The 20,514-nt window shown below is 71.6% G+C and carries 14 protein-coding genes; 8 read left to right on the forward strand and 6 right to left on the reverse strand.

Annotated features, from left to right (window positions below; all coding sequences use genetic code 11):
• The first annotated feature begins 11 nt into the window (after positions 1 to 11).
• Together AC2AXK_RS04275 and AC2AXK_RS04280 are read left to right on the forward strand one after the other, a co-directional pair.
• On the forward strand, positions 12 to 839 hold the full coding sequence (locus AC2AXK_RS04275) for a DUF5926 family protein (RefSeq protein WP_484344095.1): 828 nt from the start codon (positions 12 to 14) through the stop codon (positions 837 to 839).
• Positions 840 to 1,038: 199 nt separating this feature from the next.
• Positions 1,039 to 1,770 (forward strand): glycosyltransferase, encoded by a 732-nt coding sequence (locus tag AC2AXK_RS04280; RefSeq protein WP_484344251.1) that lies wholly within the window; start codon positions 1,039 to 1,041, stop codon positions 1,768 to 1,770.
• A 3-nt stretch (positions 1,771 to 1,773) separates the two neighbouring features.
• Here the strand turns inward: AC2AXK_RS04280 and AC2AXK_RS04285 are convergent, their stop codons facing one another.
• The 4 genes from AC2AXK_RS04285 to AC2AXK_RS04300 all read right to left on the reverse strand — a co-directional run bounded on the left by AC2AXK_RS04285 (position 1,774) and on the right by AC2AXK_RS04300 (position 8,265).
• The gene (locus tag AC2AXK_RS04285) at positions 1,774 to 3,483 is read right to left on the reverse strand and encodes an alpha-amylase family protein (protein ID WP_484344096.1); all 1,710 of its coding nucleotides are present in this window, start codon (positions 3,481 to 3,483) and stop codon (positions 1,774 to 1,776) included.
• On the reverse strand, positions 3,480 to 4,445 hold the full coding sequence (locus AC2AXK_RS04290) for a TIGR03885 family FMN-dependent LLM class oxidoreductase (RefSeq protein ID WP_484344097.1): 966 nt from the start codon (positions 4,443 to 4,445) through the stop codon (positions 3,480 to 3,482). Before AC2AXK_RS04290 ends, AC2AXK_RS04285 begins: the two co-directional genes overlap by 4 nt.
• Before the next feature lie 68 nt (positions 4,446 to 4,513).
• A complete protein-coding gene (locus AC2AXK_RS04295; RefSeq protein WP_484344098.1) occupies positions 4,514 to 7,009 on the reverse strand; it encodes a hypothetical protein in 2,496 nt (831 codons plus the stop codon).
• Positions 7,010 to 7,050: 41 nt separating this feature from the next.
• Positions 7,051 to 8,265 (reverse strand): diacylglycerol/lipid kinase family protein, encoded by a 1,215-nt coding sequence (locus AC2AXK_RS04300; protein ID WP_484344099.1) that lies wholly within the window; start codon positions 8,263 to 8,265, stop codon positions 7,051 to 7,053.
• Between the two features lie 115 nt (positions 8,266 to 8,380).
• Here AC2AXK_RS04300 and serS point away from each other — a divergent pair, with 115 nt between their 5' ends.
• From serS to AC2AXK_RS04325, 5 genes are all read left to right on the forward strand, one after another.
• Complete coding sequence (gene serS, locus AC2AXK_RS04305) at positions 8,381 to 9,664, forward strand: serine--tRNA ligase (RefSeq protein ID WP_484344100.1); 1,284 nt, start codon at positions 8,381 to 8,383, stop codon at positions 9,662 to 9,664.
• Complete coding sequence (locus AC2AXK_RS04310; protein ID WP_484344101.1) at positions 9,661 to 10,473, forward strand: HAD family hydrolase; 813 nt, start codon at positions 9,661 to 9,663, stop codon at positions 10,471 to 10,473. The genes serS and AC2AXK_RS04310 overlap by 4 nt, the downstream gene beginning before the upstream one ends.
• A gap of 206 nt (positions 10,474 to 10,679) precedes the next feature.
• The gene (locus tag AC2AXK_RS04315; RefSeq protein ID WP_484344102.1) at positions 10,680 to 12,059 is read left to right on the forward strand and encodes an ABC transporter substrate-binding protein; all 1,380 of its coding nucleotides are present in this window, start codon (positions 10,680 to 10,682) and stop codon (positions 12,057 to 12,059) included.
• A gap of 159 nt (positions 12,060 to 12,218) precedes the next feature.
• A complete protein-coding gene (locus AC2AXK_RS04320) occupies positions 12,219 to 13,208 on the forward strand; it encodes a carbohydrate ABC transporter permease (protein WP_484344103.1) in 990 nt (329 codons plus the stop codon).
• The gene (locus AC2AXK_RS04325; RefSeq protein ID WP_484344104.1) at positions 13,205 to 14,152 is read left to right on the forward strand and encodes a carbohydrate ABC transporter permease; all 948 of its coding nucleotides are present in this window, start codon (positions 13,205 to 13,207) and stop codon (positions 14,150 to 14,152) included. The genes AC2AXK_RS04320 and AC2AXK_RS04325 overlap by 4 nt, the downstream gene beginning before the upstream one ends.
• A 31-nt stretch (positions 14,153 to 14,183) precedes the next feature.
• Here the strand turns inward: AC2AXK_RS04325 and AC2AXK_RS04330 are convergent, their stop codons facing one another.
• Positions 14,184 to 14,780 carry a bacterial proteasome activator family protein gene (locus tag AC2AXK_RS04330; RefSeq protein ID WP_484344105.1) on the reverse strand — a complete coding sequence of 199 codons (597 nt, stop codon included), beginning with the start codon at positions 14,778 to 14,780 and terminating at the stop codon, positions 14,184 to 14,186.
• 35 nt (positions 14,781 to 14,815) lie between these two features.
• Positions 14,816 to 15,820 carry an NAD(P)H-quinone oxidoreductase gene (locus AC2AXK_RS04335; protein ID WP_484344106.1) on the reverse strand — a complete coding sequence of 335 codons (1,005 nt, stop codon included), beginning with the start codon at positions 15,818 to 15,820 and terminating at the stop codon, positions 14,816 to 14,818.
• 187 nt (positions 15,821 to 16,007) lie between these two features.
• Here AC2AXK_RS04335 and AC2AXK_RS04340 point away from each other — a divergent pair, with 187 nt between their 5' ends.
• Positions 16,008 to 20,504: a sensor histidine kinase gene (locus AC2AXK_RS04340; protein ID WP_484344107.1), complete on the forward strand. Its 4,497-nt coding sequence runs from the start codon at positions 16,008 to 16,010 to the stop codon at positions 20,502 to 20,504.
• Positions 20,505 to 20,514 lie beyond the last annotated feature (10 nt).

Here is a 20,514-nt window from a genome sequence, read left to right on the forward strand (position 1 = left end):
AGTCTCGTCACATGGCAAAGAACACGTCACCCGAGTTTGTGCTGCGTCCCTTCGAGGGGCTTCCCGGCGAGGCCGACCTCGTCGCCCTGCGCGAGGTCGTCCCTGCGGCGACCGCGACCGCGCGGACCACGAAGAAGTACGGCGCCCGGGACATCATCTTCACGACCGTCCTGCCTGCCGGGTGGCCTGCCCTGCACCGCGGTGACGGCGCCCTGTTCGTCGCGCTGCAGACCCACGCCGGGTCCGGCGACGCGAGCCGCGACCTCGCTCAGACGATCCTCGACGCCATGGAGCTCGAGCCCGGCAGCTCGCTGCCGAGCACCGTCCTGCCCGGCCCGGGGCCGCGCCTGCAGGACATCCTCGACCCGACCGTCCCGTTCGAGGTCACCGTCCACGAGGGCTTCGACTACTGGATGGACCCGACGAACCCCATCTCGCCGGAGGTCCAGGAGTCCCTCGACGACGCGAACTCCTCGCTCGTCGAGACCCGCAAGCTCGCGGGCGTCGACAGCGCCTACTGGTGCCGCATGGGCGCACGCGAGTACCTGCGCTGGTCCCTGCCGTACGGCGAGGACACGGTCATCGACGCCGTGGCGCGGCTCCACGCCAAGCGCGAGTCCGGGTTCGCCGGCAGCAAGTTCCTCGGGGCCTTCCGCTCCTCCGGGATCGTCATCCCCGTGTGGGAGCTGCCCAAGGGATCGGAGGCCGAGGACATCGAGGCCGACGTCGTCGCGTTCTGGCCCGCGCTCAAGGCCGCGATCGAGACGGACGCGCCGCTCGACGCGAACGAGCGACGCGCCCGCGCGGGCATCGTCGCCCGGCAGGTCACCCTCCGCTGACCTGCCGGGGGAGGTCGACGGAGACTAGGGTGGGGACGTGAGCGACGACACACAGGTGCATGCGGGTGCCCCCGACGCCCCGACCGTCCCGGCGGACCAGGACGGCTCGACGAGAGGCACCCGACCGGCGGTCGTCCGCCGGGCGAAGAGTGCCCCGTACGCGAGCGGTCGCCCGTCCGCCCGGCAGCGGGTCGCGGTCATCATCCCCGCCAAGGACGAGTCGCGTCGCATCGCCGAGACGGTCCGCGCTGCTCGGGCCATCCCGCACGTGGACCTCGTGCTCGTCGTCGACGACGGGAGCGAGGACAACACGCAGGACGTCGCCCGGGACGCCGGAGCCGTCGTCGTCCGCCACTCCCACAACCGTGGGAAGGCCGCGGCGATGGAGACGGGTGCCGCAGTCGTCGCGATGCGTGACGCCCCCAACCGTCCGCCGCGCCTCCTGCTGTTCATCGACGGGGACCTCGCGGAGACGGCCGTGAACACCGCTCCGCTCGTCGTGCCCGTCCTCGAGGGCCGGGCAGACATGTCGATCGCTCTGCTGCCACCCCAGCCGGGTGCCGGTGGCCGGGGGATCGTCGTCGGCGCGGCGCGTCGGGCCATCGCGTCCATGACGGGCTGGACACCGACGCAGCCGCTCTCCGGGATGCGGTGCCTGACGCGCGAGGCCTTCGAGGCGGCGACGCCGCTCGCCCGTGGCTGGGGCGTCGAGACCGGGCTGAGCATCGACCTCCTGCGGCTCGGGTACGTCGTGGTCGAGGTCCCGTGCGACCTGCGGCACCGACCGTCGGGCACGGACCTGCGCGGCCAGCTGCACCGGGCGAAGCAGTACCGCGACGTCCAGCTCGCGGTCAACGCCCGCCGGGTGCGGTCCGCGGGGGCCCGGACCCGTGCGAAGGTCACGAGATCCACACCGTCCGCGGACCGCTGATCCTCAGATGAGGCGCCGGTCGTCCTCCCGGACGACCCGCACCCACCGGTACCCGTAGGCGGGCAGCTCGAGCTCGGCGCAGCCGTCGTCCGACAGCGTCGTCGTCTGCGCCGCCAGCAGGTCGACGAGCTGCACCGTCGCGTCCGTCCCGGGCACCGTGAGCGGCACGGAGACCGGGTCGGCAGCGAAGTTGTGCAGCGCGATGACCTGCCCGCCCGCACCCGTGACGCTGTGCGCGAGCACCGCGTCGTGCGGCTGCTCGAGCACCGTGAGCTCGCCCCAGCCGATCTCCGGGGAGTTGCGGTACTGCCGCACGAGCGTCCGCATGAAGGACAGCAGCGAGTCCGGGTCGTGGCGCTGGTCCGCGACGTTGACGTGCTTCGGGGCGAACCCGTCCTCGGGCACCGGGGCGACGAGGTCCTCCGCCGAAGCACGGGAGAAGCCGCCGTTCACGTCCGCTGACCACTGCATCGGCGTGCGCACCGCCTCCCGGCCGCCGGCGGCGAGGTTCTCGCCCATGCCGATCTCCTCGCCGTAGAACAGCACGGGCGTGCCCGGCATCGAGAAGAGCAGGCTGTACGCCATCCGCACGCGGCGCGGGTCCCCGGCGAGCATCGGCGGGAGCCTGCGCGTGATGCCGCGCCCGAAGACGCGTGCCGCCTCGTCGGGCGCGAACGCCTCGAACACCTCGTTGCGCTCGTCGTCCGTGAGCTTGTCGAGCGTGAGCTCGTCGTGGTTGCGGACGAAGTTCGCCCACTGTGACCGCCGGGCGAGCGGGGGCCGGTCCGCCAACGCCCGGGCCAACGGTCGGGCGTCCGCCCGTGCCAGGGAGAGGTAGAGCTTCTGCATGGCGACGAAGTCGAACTGCATGGTCAGCTCGTCACCCGCGTCCCCGCCGAAGTACTCGAGCTGCTCGGCGCGTTCCAGGTTGACCTCCCCGAGCAGGATGCCGTCTCCGGTCCGGCGCCCGAGGAACGCCCGGAGCGCCCGGAGGTAGTCGTGCGGGTCGCCGTACGCGCCGGACGAGTCGGTGTCCTGGCCCGTCGTGCCGGGCGTCGCACCGCTGTCCGCGGCGGAGGGCTCGAGGAGGTACGGGACGGCATCCACCCGGAACCCGGACAGGCCGAGCTCCAGCCAGAAGCCCATGACCTTCGCGATCTCCTCCCGCACGCGCGGGTTCGACACGTTGAGGTCGGGCTGGTGCTTGTAGAACCGGTGCAGGTAGTACTGCTTCGTCTTCTTGTCGTACTCCCACACCCCGTCCTCCTCGCCGGGGAAGACGGTCTCGGGTGCGTCCTCGGGCACGTCGTCGCGCCACACGTAGAAGTCGCGGAACGGCGAGTCCTTGCTCGAGCGCGCGGACAGGAACCACGGGTGCTGGTCCGAGGTGTGGTTGACCACGAGGTCCGCGATGACCCGCATGCCGCGGTCGCGGGCCGTGCGGATGATCTCGACGACGTCGCCGTGGTGCCCGAGGCGTGGGTCGACGCCGTAGAAGTCGGTGATGTCGTAGCCGTCGTCGCGGTCGGGCGTCGGGTAGAACGGCATGAGCCACAGGCACGTCACGCCGAGCTCGGCGAGGTGGTCGAGGCGGTGCGCGAGACCGTCGAGGTCGCCGACGCCGTCGTCGTTCCAGTCCATGAACGTCTCGACGTCGAGGCAGTAGACGACCGCCGTCTTCCACCACAGGTCGGAGGTGTCGGTGACTCTCATGAGGCCTCCCGCAGGTGGGGCAGGACGTGCTCGCCGAAGACGTCGATGAACTGCGTCTGCTCGGCACCCACGTGGTGGAGGTAGATCTCGTCGAAGCCCAGGGACGCGTACTCGAGCAGCTGGTCGGTGTGCCGCGCCGGGTCGGAGGAGATGAGCACGGAGGAGTGCATGTCCTCCGGCGTCACGTGCTTGGCGGCCTCGTCGAACGCCTGGGGCGTGTCGAGGTCCCAGCACACCGGTGGCGAGAAGACGTTGGTGCGCCACTGGTGGTGGGCGATGTCGAGGGCCTCTGCGTCCGTGGGCGCATAGCTGACGTGCACCTGCAGCACGATGGGGCCGCGGCCACCGGCTCCCCGGTACGCCTCGATCATCGCCTCGAGGTGCTCACGGGGCTGCGCGATGGTCGCGAGGCCGTCGGCCCAGCCCGCGACCCAGGCGGCCGTCGCCGTGCTCACCGCGGCGCCGAGCAGGGGCGGGGGAGTCTCGGGCCGGGTCCACAGCCGGGCACGGTCGACCGTGACGAGGCCGTCGTGGCTGACCTCCTTGCCGGCGAACAGGGCACGCATGACCTCGACGCTCTCGGCGAGGCGGGCGTTGCGGACGTCCTTGCGGGGCCACGGGTCACCGGTGATGTGCTCGTTCGCGGCCTCGCCGGAGCCGAGGGCCGCCCAGAAGCGGCCGGGATACATGGCGGCGAGCGTCGACGCGGCCTGCGCGACGATGGCCGGGTGGTACCGCTGGCCGGGCGCGTTGACGACGCCGAGCCTGAGGTTGGTGGCCTCGAGCGCGGCACCGAGCCACGCCCAGGCGAACCCGGAGTGACCCTGGCGCTCGCTCCAGGGGGCGAAGTGGTCGGAGCACATGGCTGCGTCGAACCCGGCGGCCTCGGCGCGCCGGACGGCGTCGAGGAGTGCGCGGGGGTGGACCTGCTCGTGCGAGGCATGGAAGCCGATGGTGGGCATACGTGACCTCTCGGATCGGGAGCGGGGCCTCGAAGGTAGCGCGGTCCGTCCCGTCCAGCACCTGGTCGTCAGCTGTCGGTGCTCCCGCCGGCCGTGTCTCCCAGGAGTGCGGCCCGCGCCTCCGCCCGCAGCGTCGTGCGGCGCAGCGTGAGCATCCAGCTCGCGTACGTCGCCGTGAGCAGGGGGACGAGCACGGACATGCCGACGGCGAGGATGACGATCCCGGAGTCGTTGACGAGCGTCCCGATGCCCAGGGCGATGATCGTGCACACGACACCCGGCGTGAACATCGGGGCGTCGTTGTTGATCTGCCTGAGCGGCGCGCCCTCGGTGAGCCACCGGTACGGGGTGCTGTCCGGTGCGCGGGAGGCGGTGTGCAACGGGCGGCCGAGCACGAGGACGATGACGAGGATCCCGGCGATGCCCACGAGCGCGAGCTCGTTGCGCAGGGTGCGGAAGTTCGCCTCGAGCTTGCGCATGACGACGTCGACCAGGCCACCGTCGAGCACCGTGTCGACGAACCGCCCGAGGTGGGTGCGGTCGCCCGCGGGCCGCAGCCAGTCGACGAGAGCGAACCCGCTGACGATGACGGCCCCCACGAGGAGCACGAGCAGGACGCGCCGCCACGTGAGCCGGACGCCCGCCGCGAGGAGGGCGAGGATCGCGAAGGCGGGGACGAGCGCCGGTGGTCCCCCGAAGTCGGCGCCGATGCTCGGGGACCCGTCGAGCGTGACCGCGACGAGACCGATGACCACGATGACGAGCGCCGCGAGCCGGCGCCTGCCGAGCTCGACGAGCCGGTTGCTCGCTGCCGCAGCGAGCAGGACCGTGGTCGTCGCGAACAGCGCGAAAGCGGTGTTGTTGAACCCGTAGAACCGCCCGGCCACGGTCGGCTGGACCCCCATGAGGGCAGAGACCTGGAGGTGTGCCCCGGTCGCGACGTCGACGGCGAGCACGACGGCGGTGATCGTCGCGACGACGCCGACGGGGCCGAACAGCCAGGTCCGCCAGGGGGGCAGCACGGCGAGCGCCGTGATCGCGAGGATCCACCCGACGACGAGACCCAGGAGCGCCATCGACGGAGCACCGGCCCGCCACCACGGGCTGAGGTTCGCCAGGAGCGTCGAGACGGGGATGGCGGCGATCGCGATGCCGAGCGCCCGCAGGACGGTCAGGACGATGACGGGCACCTTGCTGATGGCCGGCGCGAGGCGGTCGGTGAGGCGGCCGCTGCTGCGGGCCGTCGTGTCGGGGCCACCGCGGCCCACCGCCTCGATGAAGCGGCGGCTGAACGCGAACGACACCGCGGCGAACAGCAGGAGGTTGACGACGACGTAGAGGGGGAAGAAGACGGGGATGAGCGGCCGGGCGGCGAGCGCATGGTCCTCCGCGTCGGTGAGGGCCGCGATGCGCTGGGCTGTGTCGAGCGTGGAGGGGTCCGCCGTCCACGGGGATCCCACGAGCACGCCGGTGGGGGCGTCGTCCGCGATGTGGAGGGCCGTCAGGACGGTCGGCAGGACGTCGGTGGCCTGGACGTACCCAGGCTGTCGGGTCGATCGGGAGGTGAGCAGGCCGACCTCCTGCCCGGCTCCGAGCATGACCGCGACCTGCATGCGTGGGGTCGTGGAGGGGTCGGCGAGGGAGGCGATGATCACCGTCGTGCTGCGCAGGTCCGGGTCGTGCTCACGGACACCGGCGAGCACCGCGGCGAGCGTCTCGTCGACGGCGGCGACGTCGGCGGCGTGCTGCGCCAGCCTCACCTCCTCCGCGACCTCCTCCTCGACCTCCTCCGAGGGCTCCTCGGAGGGCAGCAGGCTCTCGTCGACGGGCTTGGCCTCCACCGGGTATCCCTCGTCCCGCACGGAGCCGGCGTCGACGACGACGAGCGTGGCGCCGTCGAGCGCGCGCGCGACCTCGGGCCCGAGGGAGGTGTTGGCGGGGGTCGGGTTCGTCCCGGGTGTCGTCGGCGTGTAGCTGCCGGCGACGAGTCCCTCGGTCGTGGCCAGCGCGACAGCAGCACCGGGTCCGAGCGCCGCGGCGGGCAGGCCCTCCTCGGCCACGAGGTCGCCGAGCGTGCCCGGCCGCGCGTCGAACGACTGCTCGTCGACGGCCGCGAGGTACTCGTCCCAGCCGGGGACGGCCACGCCGGTCCCCGGTTCGGGGTTCTCGATGAGGCGGCAGGGTGCGGACCGGGCGTTGAACGCGTCGGCGGCGCGGTTGCCCGCCGAGACCGCGAGCCAGCCGTCCGCGGGGCACGTCGAGCTGTCCGCGCTGCGGGAGATGAGGTTTCCGGCGGCGCCGTCGGCGGCCGCGGACCACAGGGCGGGGGTGGCCTCGGGTGACACGTCTGCCCAGGAGATCCCGCCGGTCCCGACGAGCACGACGCGCTCGTCGCTCGTGGGGGCGGCCGCCGGCGGGGTGGCTGGCCGGTCCGCCGGGCCCGCTGCCGCACCGGGTGCCACGCCGGTGCCGACGAGCAGGAACGTCGCGAGGAGCGCGGCCCGGGCGGCCCGGCGGGGTCCCGCGGCGCGGCGCCGTCGGGGCAGGAACAGTGGTCGGTGCACCGGACCAGCGTAGACGCGGGTGTCCGGCACCGTCCGGCGTGCTACTTCGCGGAGAGCGTGGGGATGGGTGCCCGCACGACGAGCGCCGACGGCTCCACCCACGTGTGGCAGTCGACCGCCCGGCCGAGGACGTCTCCGTCGACCTGGACCTGCTCCCCGCCCTCGACGCGCAGGCGCACCCTCTCGGCACGGGTGTGGTCGATGCGCCCGATCTTGTTGGGCAGGTCGTTGCTCATCCCGAACCGCTGCATGGTCACCTCACCGAGGAGCTGCGCCCACCCGGCGATGCCGCCGCGGGTGTCGATCACCGCGACGTCGTGCACGCCGTCGTCGATGAGCGCGTCGGGGATGAGCGTGATGCCGCCGGGCAGGCGGCCGCAGTTGCCGACCATGACGGACCGGACCTTCATGGAGACGGGAGCCTTGTCGTCGAGCGCGACGGAGATCTGCAGGCGGCGCCCGTGCAGGTGCTTGACGCCCGCGACGAAGTACGCCATCCAGCCCATCTTCGCCTTGAGGTTGGCATCGGCGTCCGCGACCATCGCGGCGTCGAACCCGAGGCCGGCGATGACGAGGAAGATGTGCTTGGCCTCCTCGGCCGGAGCCTTGTCGACCGGGGTGCCCTCGAGGGGCACCTCGTCCCCGTCCTCGGGGATCTCCTGGCCGTTCTTGTCGAGGGGCGGCAGGGCGGGCGCAGGGGTGTCCACCTGGAGCCATCCGACGTCGATCGTGCGGTCCATGCCGGTGAGCGCGATGTCGAACGCGGCCTCGACGTCGGTGACGGAGATGTCGAGGTTCCGGGCGAGGAGGTTGCCCGTCCCCAGGGGCAGCAGCGCCATGGGCTTGCCTGTGCCGACCATGCCCTCGGCGACCGCGCGGACCGTCCCGTCGCCGCCGACGGCGACGACGACGTCCGCTCCCTTGCTGAGCGCCTCCCGGGTCTGCCCGACGCCCGGGTCCTCGACCGACGTCTCGATCCACAGCGGCTCGGGGAGGTTCTCCGCGGCGCACCTCGCGAACAGGGCGGGGCGCAGGGCGTCCGCTCCGCTCTTCGACGGGTTCGCGACGAACGCGAGCAGGGGACCGGTCGGCCCGGGCGCCGGCTCCGGGGCCGCGCTGGCCTCCGCCCGCTGCCGGGCGTCCTCGGCGAGCGTGGCGCGCAGCGCGCGCTGCTGGCGCACGACGACCACGGACAGCACGATGGCCACGAGCGCGACGACGACCGCTGCGACAAGCAGCCAGGCTTCCAGTTCCATGGCCACACCGTAGGCCCTCTGGTTCACCCCTGCCCGGTGCGGAGGGCCCCGTGCTCCGCGGCGCGCCCGGGCGCGGTGCCCCGGCGCACCACCGCCGAATGGATACCCTTGGTCGGTGATCGATCTGCGCATGATTCGCGACAACCCCGGACCTGCCCGTGCGAGCCAGGTCGCCAGGGGCGACGACCCCGAGCTCGTCGACCGCCTCCTCGAGGCCGACACGAGCCGCAGGTCCGCTCTCACGAGGTTCGAGCAGCTGCGGGCCGAGCAGAAGGCGCTCGGCAAGCAGGTCGCCCGCGCTGCCGGTGCCGAGAAGGCCGAGATCCTCGCCCGCACGCGTGCGGTGGCCGACGAGGTCAAGGCGCTGCAAGCGACGGCGGACGAGGCCCAGCGGGTCCTCGACGAGCTGACGTGGCGGATCCCCAACATCGTCGAGGGTGCACCGCCCGGGGGCGAGGACGACTACGTCGTGCTGCGCACGGAGGGCACGCCACGTGACTTCGCGGCCGAGTACGGCGCCGACTTCGTCCCGCGCGACCACCTCGAGCTCGGTGAGCGGCTCGGCGCGATCGACACCGAGCGCGGGGCCAAGGTCTCGGGTGCGCGCTTCTACTACCTCACCGGCATCGGGGCGCGCCTCGAGCTCGCCCTGCTCAACGCCGCGATGGACCAGGCGTACAGCGCGGGCTTCACGCCGATGATCACCCCGACGCTCGTCAAGCCCGAGGTCATGGCCGGCACCGGGTTCCTCGGCGCCCACGCCGACGAGATCTACCGGCTCGAGGCGGACGACCTCTACCTCACGGGCACGAGCGAGGTCGCGCTCGCGGGCTACCACTCGGGCGAGATCCTCGACCTGTCGGCCGGACCGAAGCGGTACGCGGGCTGGAGCGCCTGCTACCGGCGCGAGGCGGGCTCGTACGGCAAGGACACCCGGGGGATCATCCGCGTCCACCAGTTCCACAAGGTCGAGATGTTCGTCTACACGACGGTCGAGGAGGCCGCCGCCGAGCACGAGCGGCTGCTCGCCTGGGAGGAGCAGATGCTCGCGGCGTGCGAGCTGCCCTACCGGGTGATCGACACCGCGGCGGGCGACCTCGGCTCGAGCGCCGCGCGCAAGTTCGACTGCGAGGCGTGGCTCCCGACGCAGGGCCGCTTCCTCGAGCTCACCTCGACGTCGAACTGCACGACCTTCCAGGCGCGCCGCCTCGGGACGCGCGAGCGGACCGCCTCGGGTGAGACGCGCCCGGTCGCGACGCTCAACGGGACCCTGGGCACGACGCGCTGGATCGTCGCGATCCTCGAGAACCACCAGCAGGCCGACGGTTCCGTCCGCGTCCCCGTGGGCCTGCGGCCGTACCTCGGCGGTCTCGAGGTCCTCGAACCTGTGACAGCGTGACCGCACCGATGACGGCAGACTCCCCGATGCTCGTCGCGCTCGACGTCGACGGCACCCTCATGTCGGCCGACGAGTTCCTGTCCGACGAGGTGCGGGAGGCGGTGACGGCGGTGCGCGCCGCCGGGCACCGCGTGGTGCTCTCGACCGGGCGCCCGCTCGTCGCGCTCCTGCCCGTCGCGAAGGACCTCGGGATCACCGACGGCTGGGTCGTGTGCTCGAACGGGTCCGTGACGGCGCGGCTGGGCATAGACGTGGAGTTCGAGATCGACGACGTCGTCATGTTCGACCCGCGCGACGCCCTGGGCGTGCTGCGTGAGCACATGCCCACCGCGAAGGTGGCTCTCGAGGAGATCGGGGTGGGCTACTGGGTGACCGCGGACTTCGCCGACCGCAACCTCCATGGCCTGCACACGGTCGTCGAGTTCGACGACCTGTGCGCGCTCCGGACCGCGCGGGTCGTCGTCGCCGATGCCGAGCGACCGTCGCGAGCGTTCCGCGCGGCGGTCCGGGCGCTCGGCCTCACGGCCACGATCTTCGTCATCGCGGGCCGGCGCTGGATGGACCTGGCGCCCGCCGGGGTGACCAAGGCCTCGGCGCTGGAACGCCTGCGCGCGCTGTGGAGCGTGCCGCGGGAGCGCACCGTCGCCATCGGTGACGGTGGCAACGACATCGAGATGCTCGGGTGGGCCGGGCGGGGCGTGGCGATGGGTCACGCGGACGCGCTGGTGGTCGCGGCGGCGGACGAGGTGACCCTGTCGATCGCCGACGACGGCGCCGTCCCGGTCCTGCGCAGCCTGCTCCGCGGATGAGCCGCGAGGGTGCGTAGACGGGCGTGACCTGCACTGTTGCCCCCGGTTGCGTGACGCAATCGTTATGCCGTGACAAGTTGCACTGCTTGCGCACACGTGCCGTAACGGCTTGCATGGGGTGGAAGGCGGGGGAACGCCCAGCAGCACGGCGTGCCCGTCGACAGGAGCACCGACCCACGAGTGAGGACTCAATGATGAGAAATTCGATGCGACGCAGCTCCGCTGCGGTAGCCGGTGGCGCCGCGGTCGCCCTGATGCTCGGAGCGTGCGCCCCGAGCAGCGACGACGGTGACAACGTCGCTGGCGGCTCCGACGACTCCGTGGCGGTGGACGTCCCCGAGATCGACTGCTCGGTCTACGAGGAGTTCGGCGAGCTCGACGGCAAGACCGTCTCCGTCTACACGTCGATCGTCGAGCCGGAGCAGCAGGACCAGGAAGCCTCCTACGACCCGTTCGAGGAGTGCACGGGCGTCACCGTCAACTACGAGGGTTCTCGCGAGTTCGAGGCTCAGCTCCTCGTCCGGCTCCAGGCGGACAACGCCCCGGACATCGCCTACATCCCGCAGCCGGGTCTGCTCAGCACGATCGTCGCCGACACGGGCGCTGCCGTGCCCGCGCCCGCGGCGACCGCGGCGAACGTCGATGAGTTCTTCTCGGAGTCGTGGAAGAACTACGGCACGGTGGACGGGACCTTCTACGCCGCTCCGCTCGGCGCCAACGTCAAGTCGTACGTCTGGTACTCGCCCTCGATGTTCGAGGAGGCCGGCTACGAGATCCCGACCACGTGGGACGAGATGATCGCGCTGTCCGACGAGATCGTCGCCGACGGCAACATCCCCTGGTGCGCCGGGATCGCCTCCGGTGACGCCACCGGCTGGCCCGCGACCGACTGGGTCGAGGACGTCGTGCTCCGCGTCGCCGGACCCGACACCTACGACCAGTGGACGACCCACGAGATCCCGTTCAACGACCCGCAGATCGTCGAGTCGCTCGACGAGGTCGCGGGCATCCTCAAGAACGACACGTACGTGAACGCCGGGTTCGGCGACGTCCAGTCCATCGCGGCCACCGAGTGGGACGGCGCCGGAGCGCCCATCCTCGACGGCAACTGCTGGATGCACCGCGCGGCGAACTTCTACCAGAACCAGTGGCCCGAGGGCACGGAGGTCGCCGAGGACGGTGACGTCTACGCGTTCTACCTGCCGTCCATGACCGAGGGCGAGAAGCCGATCCTCGGTGGTGGCGAGTTCGTCGTCGCGTTCGACGACCGTCCGGAGGTCCAGGCCTTCCAGACGTACCTCTCGAGCGCCGACTGGGCGAACGTCAAGGCCGCCGTCACGACCCGTGGCGGCTGGGTCAGCGCCAACACCGGGCTCGACTCCGAGCTCCTCGCGACGGACTTCGACCGTCAGTCCGCGGATCTGCTTGCCGACCCGGAGTCGGAGTTCCGCTTCGACGGCTCGGACCTCATGCCGGGCAGCGTGGGGGCCGGGACGTTCTGGACCGAGATGGTGGCGTTCTTCGCCTCGGACAAGAGCTCGCAGGAGGTCGCTGACTCCATCGAGGCTTCCTGGCCGACGTCCTGACCTGAGCGTGACCAGCGGGTGGCCCACGGCGTGGGCCACCCGCTGGCGTAGGACCGACAGGGGCCCGCAGCGGGTCCCTGCTCACCCCGGTGCGGCCGGAACGCGCCATGTCATGCTCATCTCATCCCGTGCGCGAGGACGGGTAGTACGGAGGCCCTGATGGACTGGCTGCTCCACGCAGACACCACGACCGAGAAGCTCTTCGTCATGGTCGTCGCGATCCTGCTCTTCGTCGCGGTGATGGGCGCTGTCCTGTTCGCCGTCGACCGGCCCAAGAACCCGCCGCGGTGGGTCGTCACCGTCGGCTTCCTCGGCCCGGCAGTGCTTCTCATCCTCTTCGGCCTCGTGTACCCGGGCGTGCGCACCATCTACCGCTCGTTCTTCGATCGCAACGGTGAGAACTTCGTCGGGCTCGACAACTACGTCAAGGCCTTCACCCAGGAAGCCTTCCAGCAGGTGCTCACGAACACCGCGCTGTGGGTGATCCTCGTGCCGCTCGTCTCGACGTTCCTCGGGCTGCTCTACGCCGTGCTCGTCGACCGCACGCGGTTCGAGAAGTTCGCCAAGGTGCTCATCTTCCTTCCCATGGCGATCTCGATGGTCGGTGCCGGGATCATCTGGAAGTTCGTCTACGAGTACCGCCCGGCGCAGCAAGGGATCCCGCAGGTGGGTCTGCTCAACCAGATCCTCGTGTGGCTCGGCCAGGAGCCCCAGCAGTTCCTGCTCAACCAGCCCTTCAACACCTTCTTCCTCATCGCGGTGATGATCTGGATCCAGACCGGGTTCGCGATGACCATCCTCTCGGCGGCCATCAAGGCCATCCCGGACGACATCACCGAGGCGGCCCGCCTCGACGGCCTCGGCGGCGTCGGCATGTTCCGGTTCATCACCGTGCCGAGCATCCGTCCCGCCCTCGTCGTCGTCCTCACGACCATCGCGATGGGAACGCTGAAGGTGTTCGACATCGTCCGCACGATGACCGGCGGGAACTATGGCACCTCCGTCGTGGCGAACGAGTTCTACACGCAGAGCTTCCGGCAGGGTGAGCAGGGCTTCGGCGCTGCTCTCGCCGTGGTGCTGTTCGTGTTCGTCATCCCGATCGTGATGTACAATGTCCGCCAGCTGCGCATCACGGAGGAGATCCGATGAGTGTCCCCATTCCCCCCGTGCACCTCGTCGACGAGGACGAGCCCACCAGCGACCCGGGGCCCGTCGGCAAGATGTCGCGGCTCGACCGCCGTGCCGGCCTGGCGAAGAAGCGGCTCACGTCCCCGTGGGCGACCCTCACGGCGATCGTCATCGCGATCCTGTGGACCACGCCGACCCTCGGCCTGCTCATCACCTCGTTCCGGCCGGAGCAGGACATCCGCAGCAGCGGCTGGTGGACGACGCTCACCCGGCCCTGGTTCAACTTCGACAACTACGAGGCGGCGCTGTTCGGCAGCTCGACCCAGCTGTCGACGTTCTTCGTCAACTCCTTCGTCATCACCCTGCCGGCCGTGATCATCCCGATCACGCTGGCGCTCCTCGCGTCCTACGCCTTCGCCTGGATCGACTTCCGCGGGAAGAACATCCTCTTCATCGCCGTCTTCGCGCTCCAGGTGGTGCCGATCCAGGTCACCCTCATCCCGCTGCTGTCCCAGTACGTCACCTGGGGTCTCAACGGCACGTTCTGGGCGGTGTGGCTCTCCCACTCGATCTTCGCGCTGCCGCTGGCGATCTTCCTCCTGCACAACTTCATGAAGGAGATCCCGCGGTCCCTCATCGAGGCGGCCCGCATGGACGGCGCCGGGCACGTGAAGATCTTCTTCCAGGTGCTCCTGCCGCTCCTCGTCCCCGCGATCGCGTCGTTCGGCATCTTCCAGTTCCTGTGGGTGTGGAACGACCTGCTCGTGTCGCTCACGTTCGCGGGCGGTGGCTCCGCCGTGGCGCCGCTCACGGTGCGCGTGGCCGAGATGGCGGGCTCGCGTGGTGGTGACTGGCACATCCTGTCCGCGGGCGCGTTCATCTCGATGATCGTCCCGCTCATCGTGTTCCTCGCCCTCCAGCGGTACTTCGTGCGGGGTCTCCTCGCGGGGTCCGTCAAGGGCTGACGCGCCCCGGCTGGGACGGCGGCCCGCGCGGCTAGAGGTACTGGCCGGGCGTGGGGCGCCCGTCGGGCCCGGTCGCGGGCCGTGCCTGGGGGGCGCCCTGCAGGAGCCCGGGGGGGAGCACCCGTGCGGCACCGCCCTGACGCTCGACCTGCGCGGCCATCTGCTGGGCCACCATGGCGGTCTGGAGGCCGTGGAAGAGGCCCTCGAGCCACCCGACGAGCTGGGCCTGGCCGATCCGCAGCTCCGCCTCCGTGGGCACCGCGTCGTCGGTGAACGGCAGCGACACCCTCCGGAGCTCGTCGACGAGGTCCGGGGAGAGGCCGTCCTCGAGCTCGGTGATCGAGCGTTCGTGCACCTCGACGAGGCGGGCACGTGCCGCCTCGTCGAGCGGCGCGGACTTCACCTCCTCGAGCAGCCGTTTGACCATCTCTCCGATGCGGACCACCTTCGCGGGCTCGTGGATGATCGTGCGCTCGCTGCGGCCCTCGTCGGCGGACCTGCTGGCGGGCGGTTGACCTGGTCCGCCGCGCAGCAGGACACCTTCGGGTGGGCGTCCGGTCGCCGGGTCCTGCTGCTCCGGGCCGTCGCTCGTGCTCGTCTCGTCTGGGTCAGGTGTGATATCAGCCATGCTGTCCAGTCTTGCCCACAGATGTCCCTACGTCCTCATGGACCGGTGACGAGCAGCACCTTGCCGAACACCTCGCCGGACTCCAGCAGCGTGTGGGCACGTCCCGCGTCGGCGAGCGGGACCCTCGCGTACGTGACCGGACGCAGTCGTCCGTCGTCGAGCAACGGCCACACCTCGGCCCGGACGGCAGCGACGATCCGGGCCTTGTCCTCAGGTGGCCTCGATCGCAGCGTCGTACCGAGGACGCTCCCGCGCAGGGCGAGGAGCCGCCCGAGGTCGAGCTCCGCCCGGCTGCCCCGCTGCAGGCCGATCACGGCGAGCCTGCCTCCGACGGCGAGCGATCGGACGTGCGCGTCGAGGTAGGCCGCGCCGACGACGTCGACGATGATGTCCGCGCCGTGGCCGTCCGTCGCACCGCGCACGAGGTCGGGCAGGACGTCCGTGATCCGGGCGCCGTCCGGTCGGAGGTAGGTGAAGCCGTCCGCGGCACCGAGCTCGCGGCACCGCGCGAGCCGGTCCTCGTCCCGCGCCGTGGCCACGACACGGGCACCGAGGGCGGAGAGCACCTGGACCGCGACAGAGCCGACTCCGCCAGCCGCGCCGTGCACGAGCACGTGCTCACCGTGCCGCATGCCGGCCGCGTCGACGACCGTGCTCCACACCGTGCACACGGCCTCGGGGAGGCCAGCGGCATCGACGAGGTCGAGGCCGACGGGCACCGGGAAGAGCTGCGCCGCGGGCACGGCGACCCGCTCGGCGTACCCGCCGCCCACGAGGAGCGCGGCGACCCTGTCACCCACCCGCCAGCCGGTGACCGCGTCCCCCACCGCACCGACGACCCCCGAGACCTCCAGCCCGAGCACGTCACTGGCTCCCGGGGGCGGCGGGTAGCGCCCGGCGCGCTGCAGGAGATCGGCACGGTTGACTCCCGCCGCGGCGACCTCGACGAGGACCTCGTCGGACCCGATCCGGGGGTCCGGCCCCTCGGTGATCTCGAGGGTGGTCGCAGAATCGTTTCCGCTGACCTCTATCAACCGCATCGGTGAATCCCTAGAGTGTGTCCCGGCGTCCGACGACGGACCCGGTGAGTGGGTTAAAAGTCGACCGTGGTCCTCATGAATCCGGGGGCAGCGGCCGATCAACCCCTTGCGGACAACGAACGCTCGTGCGCAGCAATGTACGCCGTGCGCCGTTTCGGCACCACAGACGTGATTGGGAGGGGTCCAGATGCTCCGGAAACTGAGTGTGCGAGGAAAGATCCTCGCGGCTCTTGGGGTGCCGGTGCTTGTTCTGTGCCTCGCTGCCACGCTTTTCGCGTTGCAGGCGATCCGCAGTCTGCAGGTCGCGGGCCAGGTCGAGAGTGTCGTCGCGCTGCTCGAGCCCGGAGAGGCCGTCATCGCCGCCCTCGCCGCCGAACGTACCGCCTCTGTGCGGGCCGCCATCGGCGATCCGGAGTCGGAGACAGCCGTGGCGGAGGCGCGCACCCAGACCGACGCCGCACTGGCGAACCTGCGCGAGCTGTACGCCGAGCTCGACATCTCTCTCCTCGACCCTGCCGTCACCGGGACCCTCTCGTACATCGCCGTCAACAACCCGACGGAGCTGGCGATCACCCGTGACCGGGTCGACAGCGGCTCGAGCATGCTCGCGACCGTCAACGCCTTGTACGGCGACCTCATCTTCAGCTTCCTCGATGTCCCGCGGTCGCTGTCCGCCACCCTGAGCGACCGCGAGGTGGCCGGCTACCTCAACGCCTACGTGTCCACCAGCCGCCTGCTCGACTCGGCCGACGCCGAGCGCCCCCTCACCCAGAACGTGCTCGACCGGGCGCTGAGCGAGGCCACCCAGCAGCGTCAGGTCCGCGAGCTCGCCACGATCATCGGCTCGTCCAACTCGCTGTGGGCCGAGGCGACCCGCGACGTCGCCGGCCTGGCCCAGCCCGAGGCGGTCCTCGCCCCGCCGGACGCCCAGTACAACGCGATCCGCCTCCTGCTCGGTCAGGCCCAGCCCGAGGCCGTGACGCAGGCCCTCGGGGACCGCTGGGAGGAGATCTCCCAGGCCGAGCTCGAGAAGATCGCCCCGGCCCGGGACGTCATCCGTGACCTCGCCGTCGACGCCGCGGCCGCCCAGCAGGCGAGCGAGCGTACTGCCGCGATCAACACCGTCATCGTCACGATCGTCACGCTGCTCGCCTCCGTCCTCATCGCCTTCGCCATCTCGCGCCGCATCACCATCCCGCTGCGCAACCTCACCCGCGCAGCGGCGGACGTCCGCGACGAGCTGCCCAAGCTCGTCGAGCAGGTCGCGGTGCCCGGCCAGGGCCCCGAGATCTCGATCACCCCCATCAAGGTGGAGTCGACCGACGAGGTGGGGCAGCTCGCCGCAGCGTTCAACGACGTGAACGCGACGACCGTCGAGGTCGCCAAGGAGCAGGCTGCACTGCGCGGCTCCATCGCCGAGATGTTCGTCAACGTGGCCCGCCGCGACCACGTCCTGCTCAACCGCCAGCTCGCGTTCCTCGACGAGCTCGAGCGCTCGGAGGAGGACGCGAACACCCTCGCGAACCTCTTCCGCCTCGACCACCTCGCCACCCGGATGCGCCGCAACTCCGAGTCGCTCCTCGTCCTCGCGGGCATCGACTCCGGTCGGCGCGTGCGTCAGCCGATGCCGATGTCCGACGTCGTACGTACGGCCTCGTCCGAGATCGAGCTCTACGACCGGGTGCGCCTCAACCTCGAGGCCGACCCGCTCATGCTCGGCCACAACGCGCTCAACGGCGCGCACCTGCTCGCCGAGCTGCTCGAGAACGCCACGATGTTCTCCGAGCCCAACACTCCCGTCGAGGTGACGACCAACCGCTCCTCGCGGTACGTCACGGTCGAGGTCCGTGACCACGGGCTCGGGATGAGCCAGGAGGACATCGACACGGCGAACGCCAAGGTGGCGTCCCGCTCCGCCTCCGACGTCATCGGCGTCCAGCGCCTCGGCCTCTTCGTGGTCGGCCGGCTGGCTGACCGACTCGGTGCGCACGTGGTGTTCAGCAAGGCGGCTGACGGCAGCGCCGGCACCATCGCGACCGTGTCCTTCCCGCTTGCCCTCTTCGTCGACGACGCGGACGTGCCGCTCGCTGCCCCGACGGACCCGCTGCACGCGGACACGCGCCAGGCCACGCAGGAGTGGGTCGCCCCGACGCCTGCCGCGACCCCCGCGTACGCGGAGGAGGAGCCGCCCGTCGGTGTGCCCGTCGACCTCGACTCGCTCACCGACGGCTCGACGAGCATCGGGATGCCGCGCCGCCGCAAGGCGTTCTCGGCGGAGCCCGCACCGACCGCTCCGGACGCCGCGGACCTCGCGCTCAACCCGAACGCGATGGTGCTCCCCGCACTCGAGTCCGCCAACCCCGAGGTCGACCTCTCGAGCCCTGACGACGCGAGCTGGGCCCCGGACCGCACGCTCGCCGAGAGCCTGCCCTCCGGTCTCCCCAGCCGGTCGCGGACGGAGTCCGGTCTGCTCGGGTCGGCGTTCACGCCGCTCGAGACGGTGAAGGACGAGCCGATCCTCGACGGCGAGCGGCGCAGCGCGATGTTCTCCAGCTTCCGCACCCGCAGCTCCGTCGGAGGCGGGGCGACCGAGGCCGCGCAGCCGTCGAACGCCGACGTGCAGCCCGCGGACGACGCGGCCGGTGCGCCGGTCGACGACAGCCACGGGACGGACGAGGCGCAGAACGCTCGCGCCCACGACCTCGCTCAGCCCGAGGAGGCCTGGTCCCTGCAGGAGGAGGCGCCTGCTCCGGCGCAGGAGGAGCCAGCCGCTCCGGCCCACGAGGAGTGGGCCCCGTCTGTGCAGGACGAGACGCACCGCGAGGACGAGGAGTCGTCCAGGACGGTCGAGGATGTCGTCGCCGAGCGGAACGACGGGCTGCGCAGCTCGATCATCCCCGACGAGATCATCCTCCCGATCACTCCGGCCACCCCTGCCGCCCCGGTCGCCGACACCGTCGGCACCTACGGCGACGCGCCGGCCTACGACGCGGCACCCGCTTCCGACGACCACGCCTGGGGCGAGCCCGCTCTTCCCGTCCGCGGCGCCCACTTCGAGCCCGAGCCCGAGCCTGAGCCCGAGCCCGAGCGCGCGGAGGAGCCCGCGATGGTCATCCCGGGCCTCGTGCCCGACGAGGACGAGCTGTCGGAGTGGTCCGAGGCCGAGCAGCCTGCTCAGCAGTGGCAGGAGCCGTCCGACGAGCCGCGGTGGCAACCGCAGCCCGACGGGCCTGACGCACCGTTCGAGCCCGTCCAGCGGTTCGAGCCGCTGCCTGCTTTCGGCCGGTCGTCGACCCTGCCGGCCGAGCCGGAGCCCGAGGCGCCCCGTCGCACGAGCGTCTTCGAGACGTCGGACGACTCGGCGTACCAGCCGGCTCCCGCCCGCCGCTTCCTCGAGGAGCCGGAGAGCGACGAGGTCTTCCAGCCGGTCCAGCAGTTCGAGCCCCTGAACTTCAGCCGACCGGCGTCCTCCGCCGGGATGCCGCAGCGCACCCCTGCCGCCGGGGGCACGCCCGTGGCCCGACCCGACTCGTTCGTCCCCGCGGTGCAGGCCTACCAGCCCACCGAGCGGATCGCGCCCGTCGAGCCGGAGCGCCAGCTCCAGCCGCGGGAGCAGTTCCGGGCGCAGGAGCAGGTCCCGCCACGGGGGCAGTTCCAGCCGGAGGAGCAGTTCCGTCCGCTCGAGCGCTTCGAGCCGCTCGGAACCGTCGACCGTGCTGAGCCCGTCGGCACGCCCGCACCTGCCCCGCACGCCGTGACACGCACTCCTGCTCGCGACGCTGCCCCTGCGCCACAGGGCTCGCAACCGACGTTGCCGTCGTTCGCGGACGTCGTCTCTGACGGGCCCACCCGGCGCAGCTCGCGCCAGGCGACGCCCAAGAAGGGCGGTCTGCGAGGCTGGTTCCGCCGTGGTCGCGACGCGTCCACGGAGGAGCCCGCAGCACCGGCGGCACGGACGCCGGAGCCGGTTGCCGAGCCTGCGCCCCTCGCGGTGAGCGGTTTCCCGTCGTTCACGCCGGAGCCGGTCGTCCCCGCGTCGGTCGCGCCCGCGTTCCCGCGGGAGCGCACGCCGCTGGCACAGCGCGGCCACGCGCCGGCCGTGGAGCCCGCTCCGCGCGCCGAAGCCCCGACGTCCGCACCCGCTCCCACGCGCGCCCCGGCCCAGGCGTTCACGCCGCCGCCGGTGGAGCCGGCGGCTCCGGCTGCTGGGTCGTGGGCTCCTGCGGCGCCCGCCGCGGGCGCCGACGAGTCGTGGGCCCCGCGCCCCCAGGCGGCTCCGGCTGCCCGGCGGCCGTCGGCTCCGCTCGCCGAACTTCCGTTGACAGGTCTGGACGCCGGCGAGAGCTGGTCCCCCCCGACCCAGGCCAACGGGGACATCGCCTCGATGCTCGCCATGCGATCGAACATCCAGGAGCAGGCACTGGCCGAGCTGAGCCAGCTGTCCGCATATCGACCCGCAGAGGTGGCATCCCAGGCCGGCGGTCTCACCCGTCGTACCCGCGGGCATGTCGCAGCCTCGACGGACGACGTCACCTCGCAGAAGATCAGCCGCGACGCGGCGGAGCTTCGGTCCCGACTCTCGGCGTTCCAGTCGGCCACGTCACGTGGCCGGCAGGCACCGGGGGCCGCACAAGGTACAGCCCCAGGTGCAGAGGCCGGCGAACCGGTCGACGCTACCGTATGACACAGTTCCA

This window comes from Sanguibacter sp. Z6_81 (assembly GCF_057180625.1).

What these genes read in the sequence shown, in the direction of transcription:
- AC2AXK_RS04325 (WP_484344104.1), top strand. Translation starts at nt 13,205, where the DNA reads ATGAGTGTCCCCATTCCCCCCGTGCACCTCGTCGACGAGGACGAGCCC.
- AC2AXK_RS04290 (WP_484344097.1), bottom strand. Translation starts at nt 4,445, where the DNA reads ATGCCCACCATCGGCTTCCATGCCTCGCACGAGCAGGTCCACCCCCGC.
- AC2AXK_RS04285 (WP_484344096.1), bottom strand. Translation starts at nt 3,483, where the DNA reads ATGAGAGTCACCGACACCTCCGACCTGTGGTGGAAGACGGCGGTCGTC.
- AC2AXK_RS04300 (WP_484344099.1), bottom strand. Translation starts at nt 8,265, where the DNA reads ATGGAACTGGAAGCCTGGCTGCTTGTCGCAGCGGTCGTCGTCGCGCTC.
- AC2AXK_RS04340 (WP_484344107.1), top strand. Translation starts at nt 16,008, where the DNA reads ATGCTCCGGAAACTGAGTGTGCGAGGAAAGATCCTCGCGGCTCTTGGG.
- AC2AXK_RS04320 (WP_484344103.1), top strand. Translation starts at nt 12,219, where the DNA reads ATGGACTGGCTGCTCCACGCAGACACCACGACCGAGAAGCTCTTCGTC.
- AC2AXK_RS04275 (WP_484344095.1), top strand. Translation starts at nt 12, where the DNA reads ATGGCAAAGAACACGTCACCCGAGTTTGTGCTGCGTCCCTTCGAGGGG.
- AC2AXK_RS04315 (WP_484344102.1), top strand. Translation starts at nt 10,680, where the DNA reads ATGCGACGCAGCTCCGCTGCGGTAGCCGGTGGCGCCGCGGTCGCCCTG.
- AC2AXK_RS04335 (WP_484344106.1), bottom strand. Translation starts at nt 15,820, where the DNA reads ATGCGGTTGATAGAGGTCAGCGGAAACGATTCTGCGACCACCCTCGAG.
- AC2AXK_RS04330 (WP_484344105.1), bottom strand. Translation starts at nt 14,780, where the DNA reads ATGGCTGATATCACACCTGACCCAGACGAGACGAGCACGAGCGACGGC.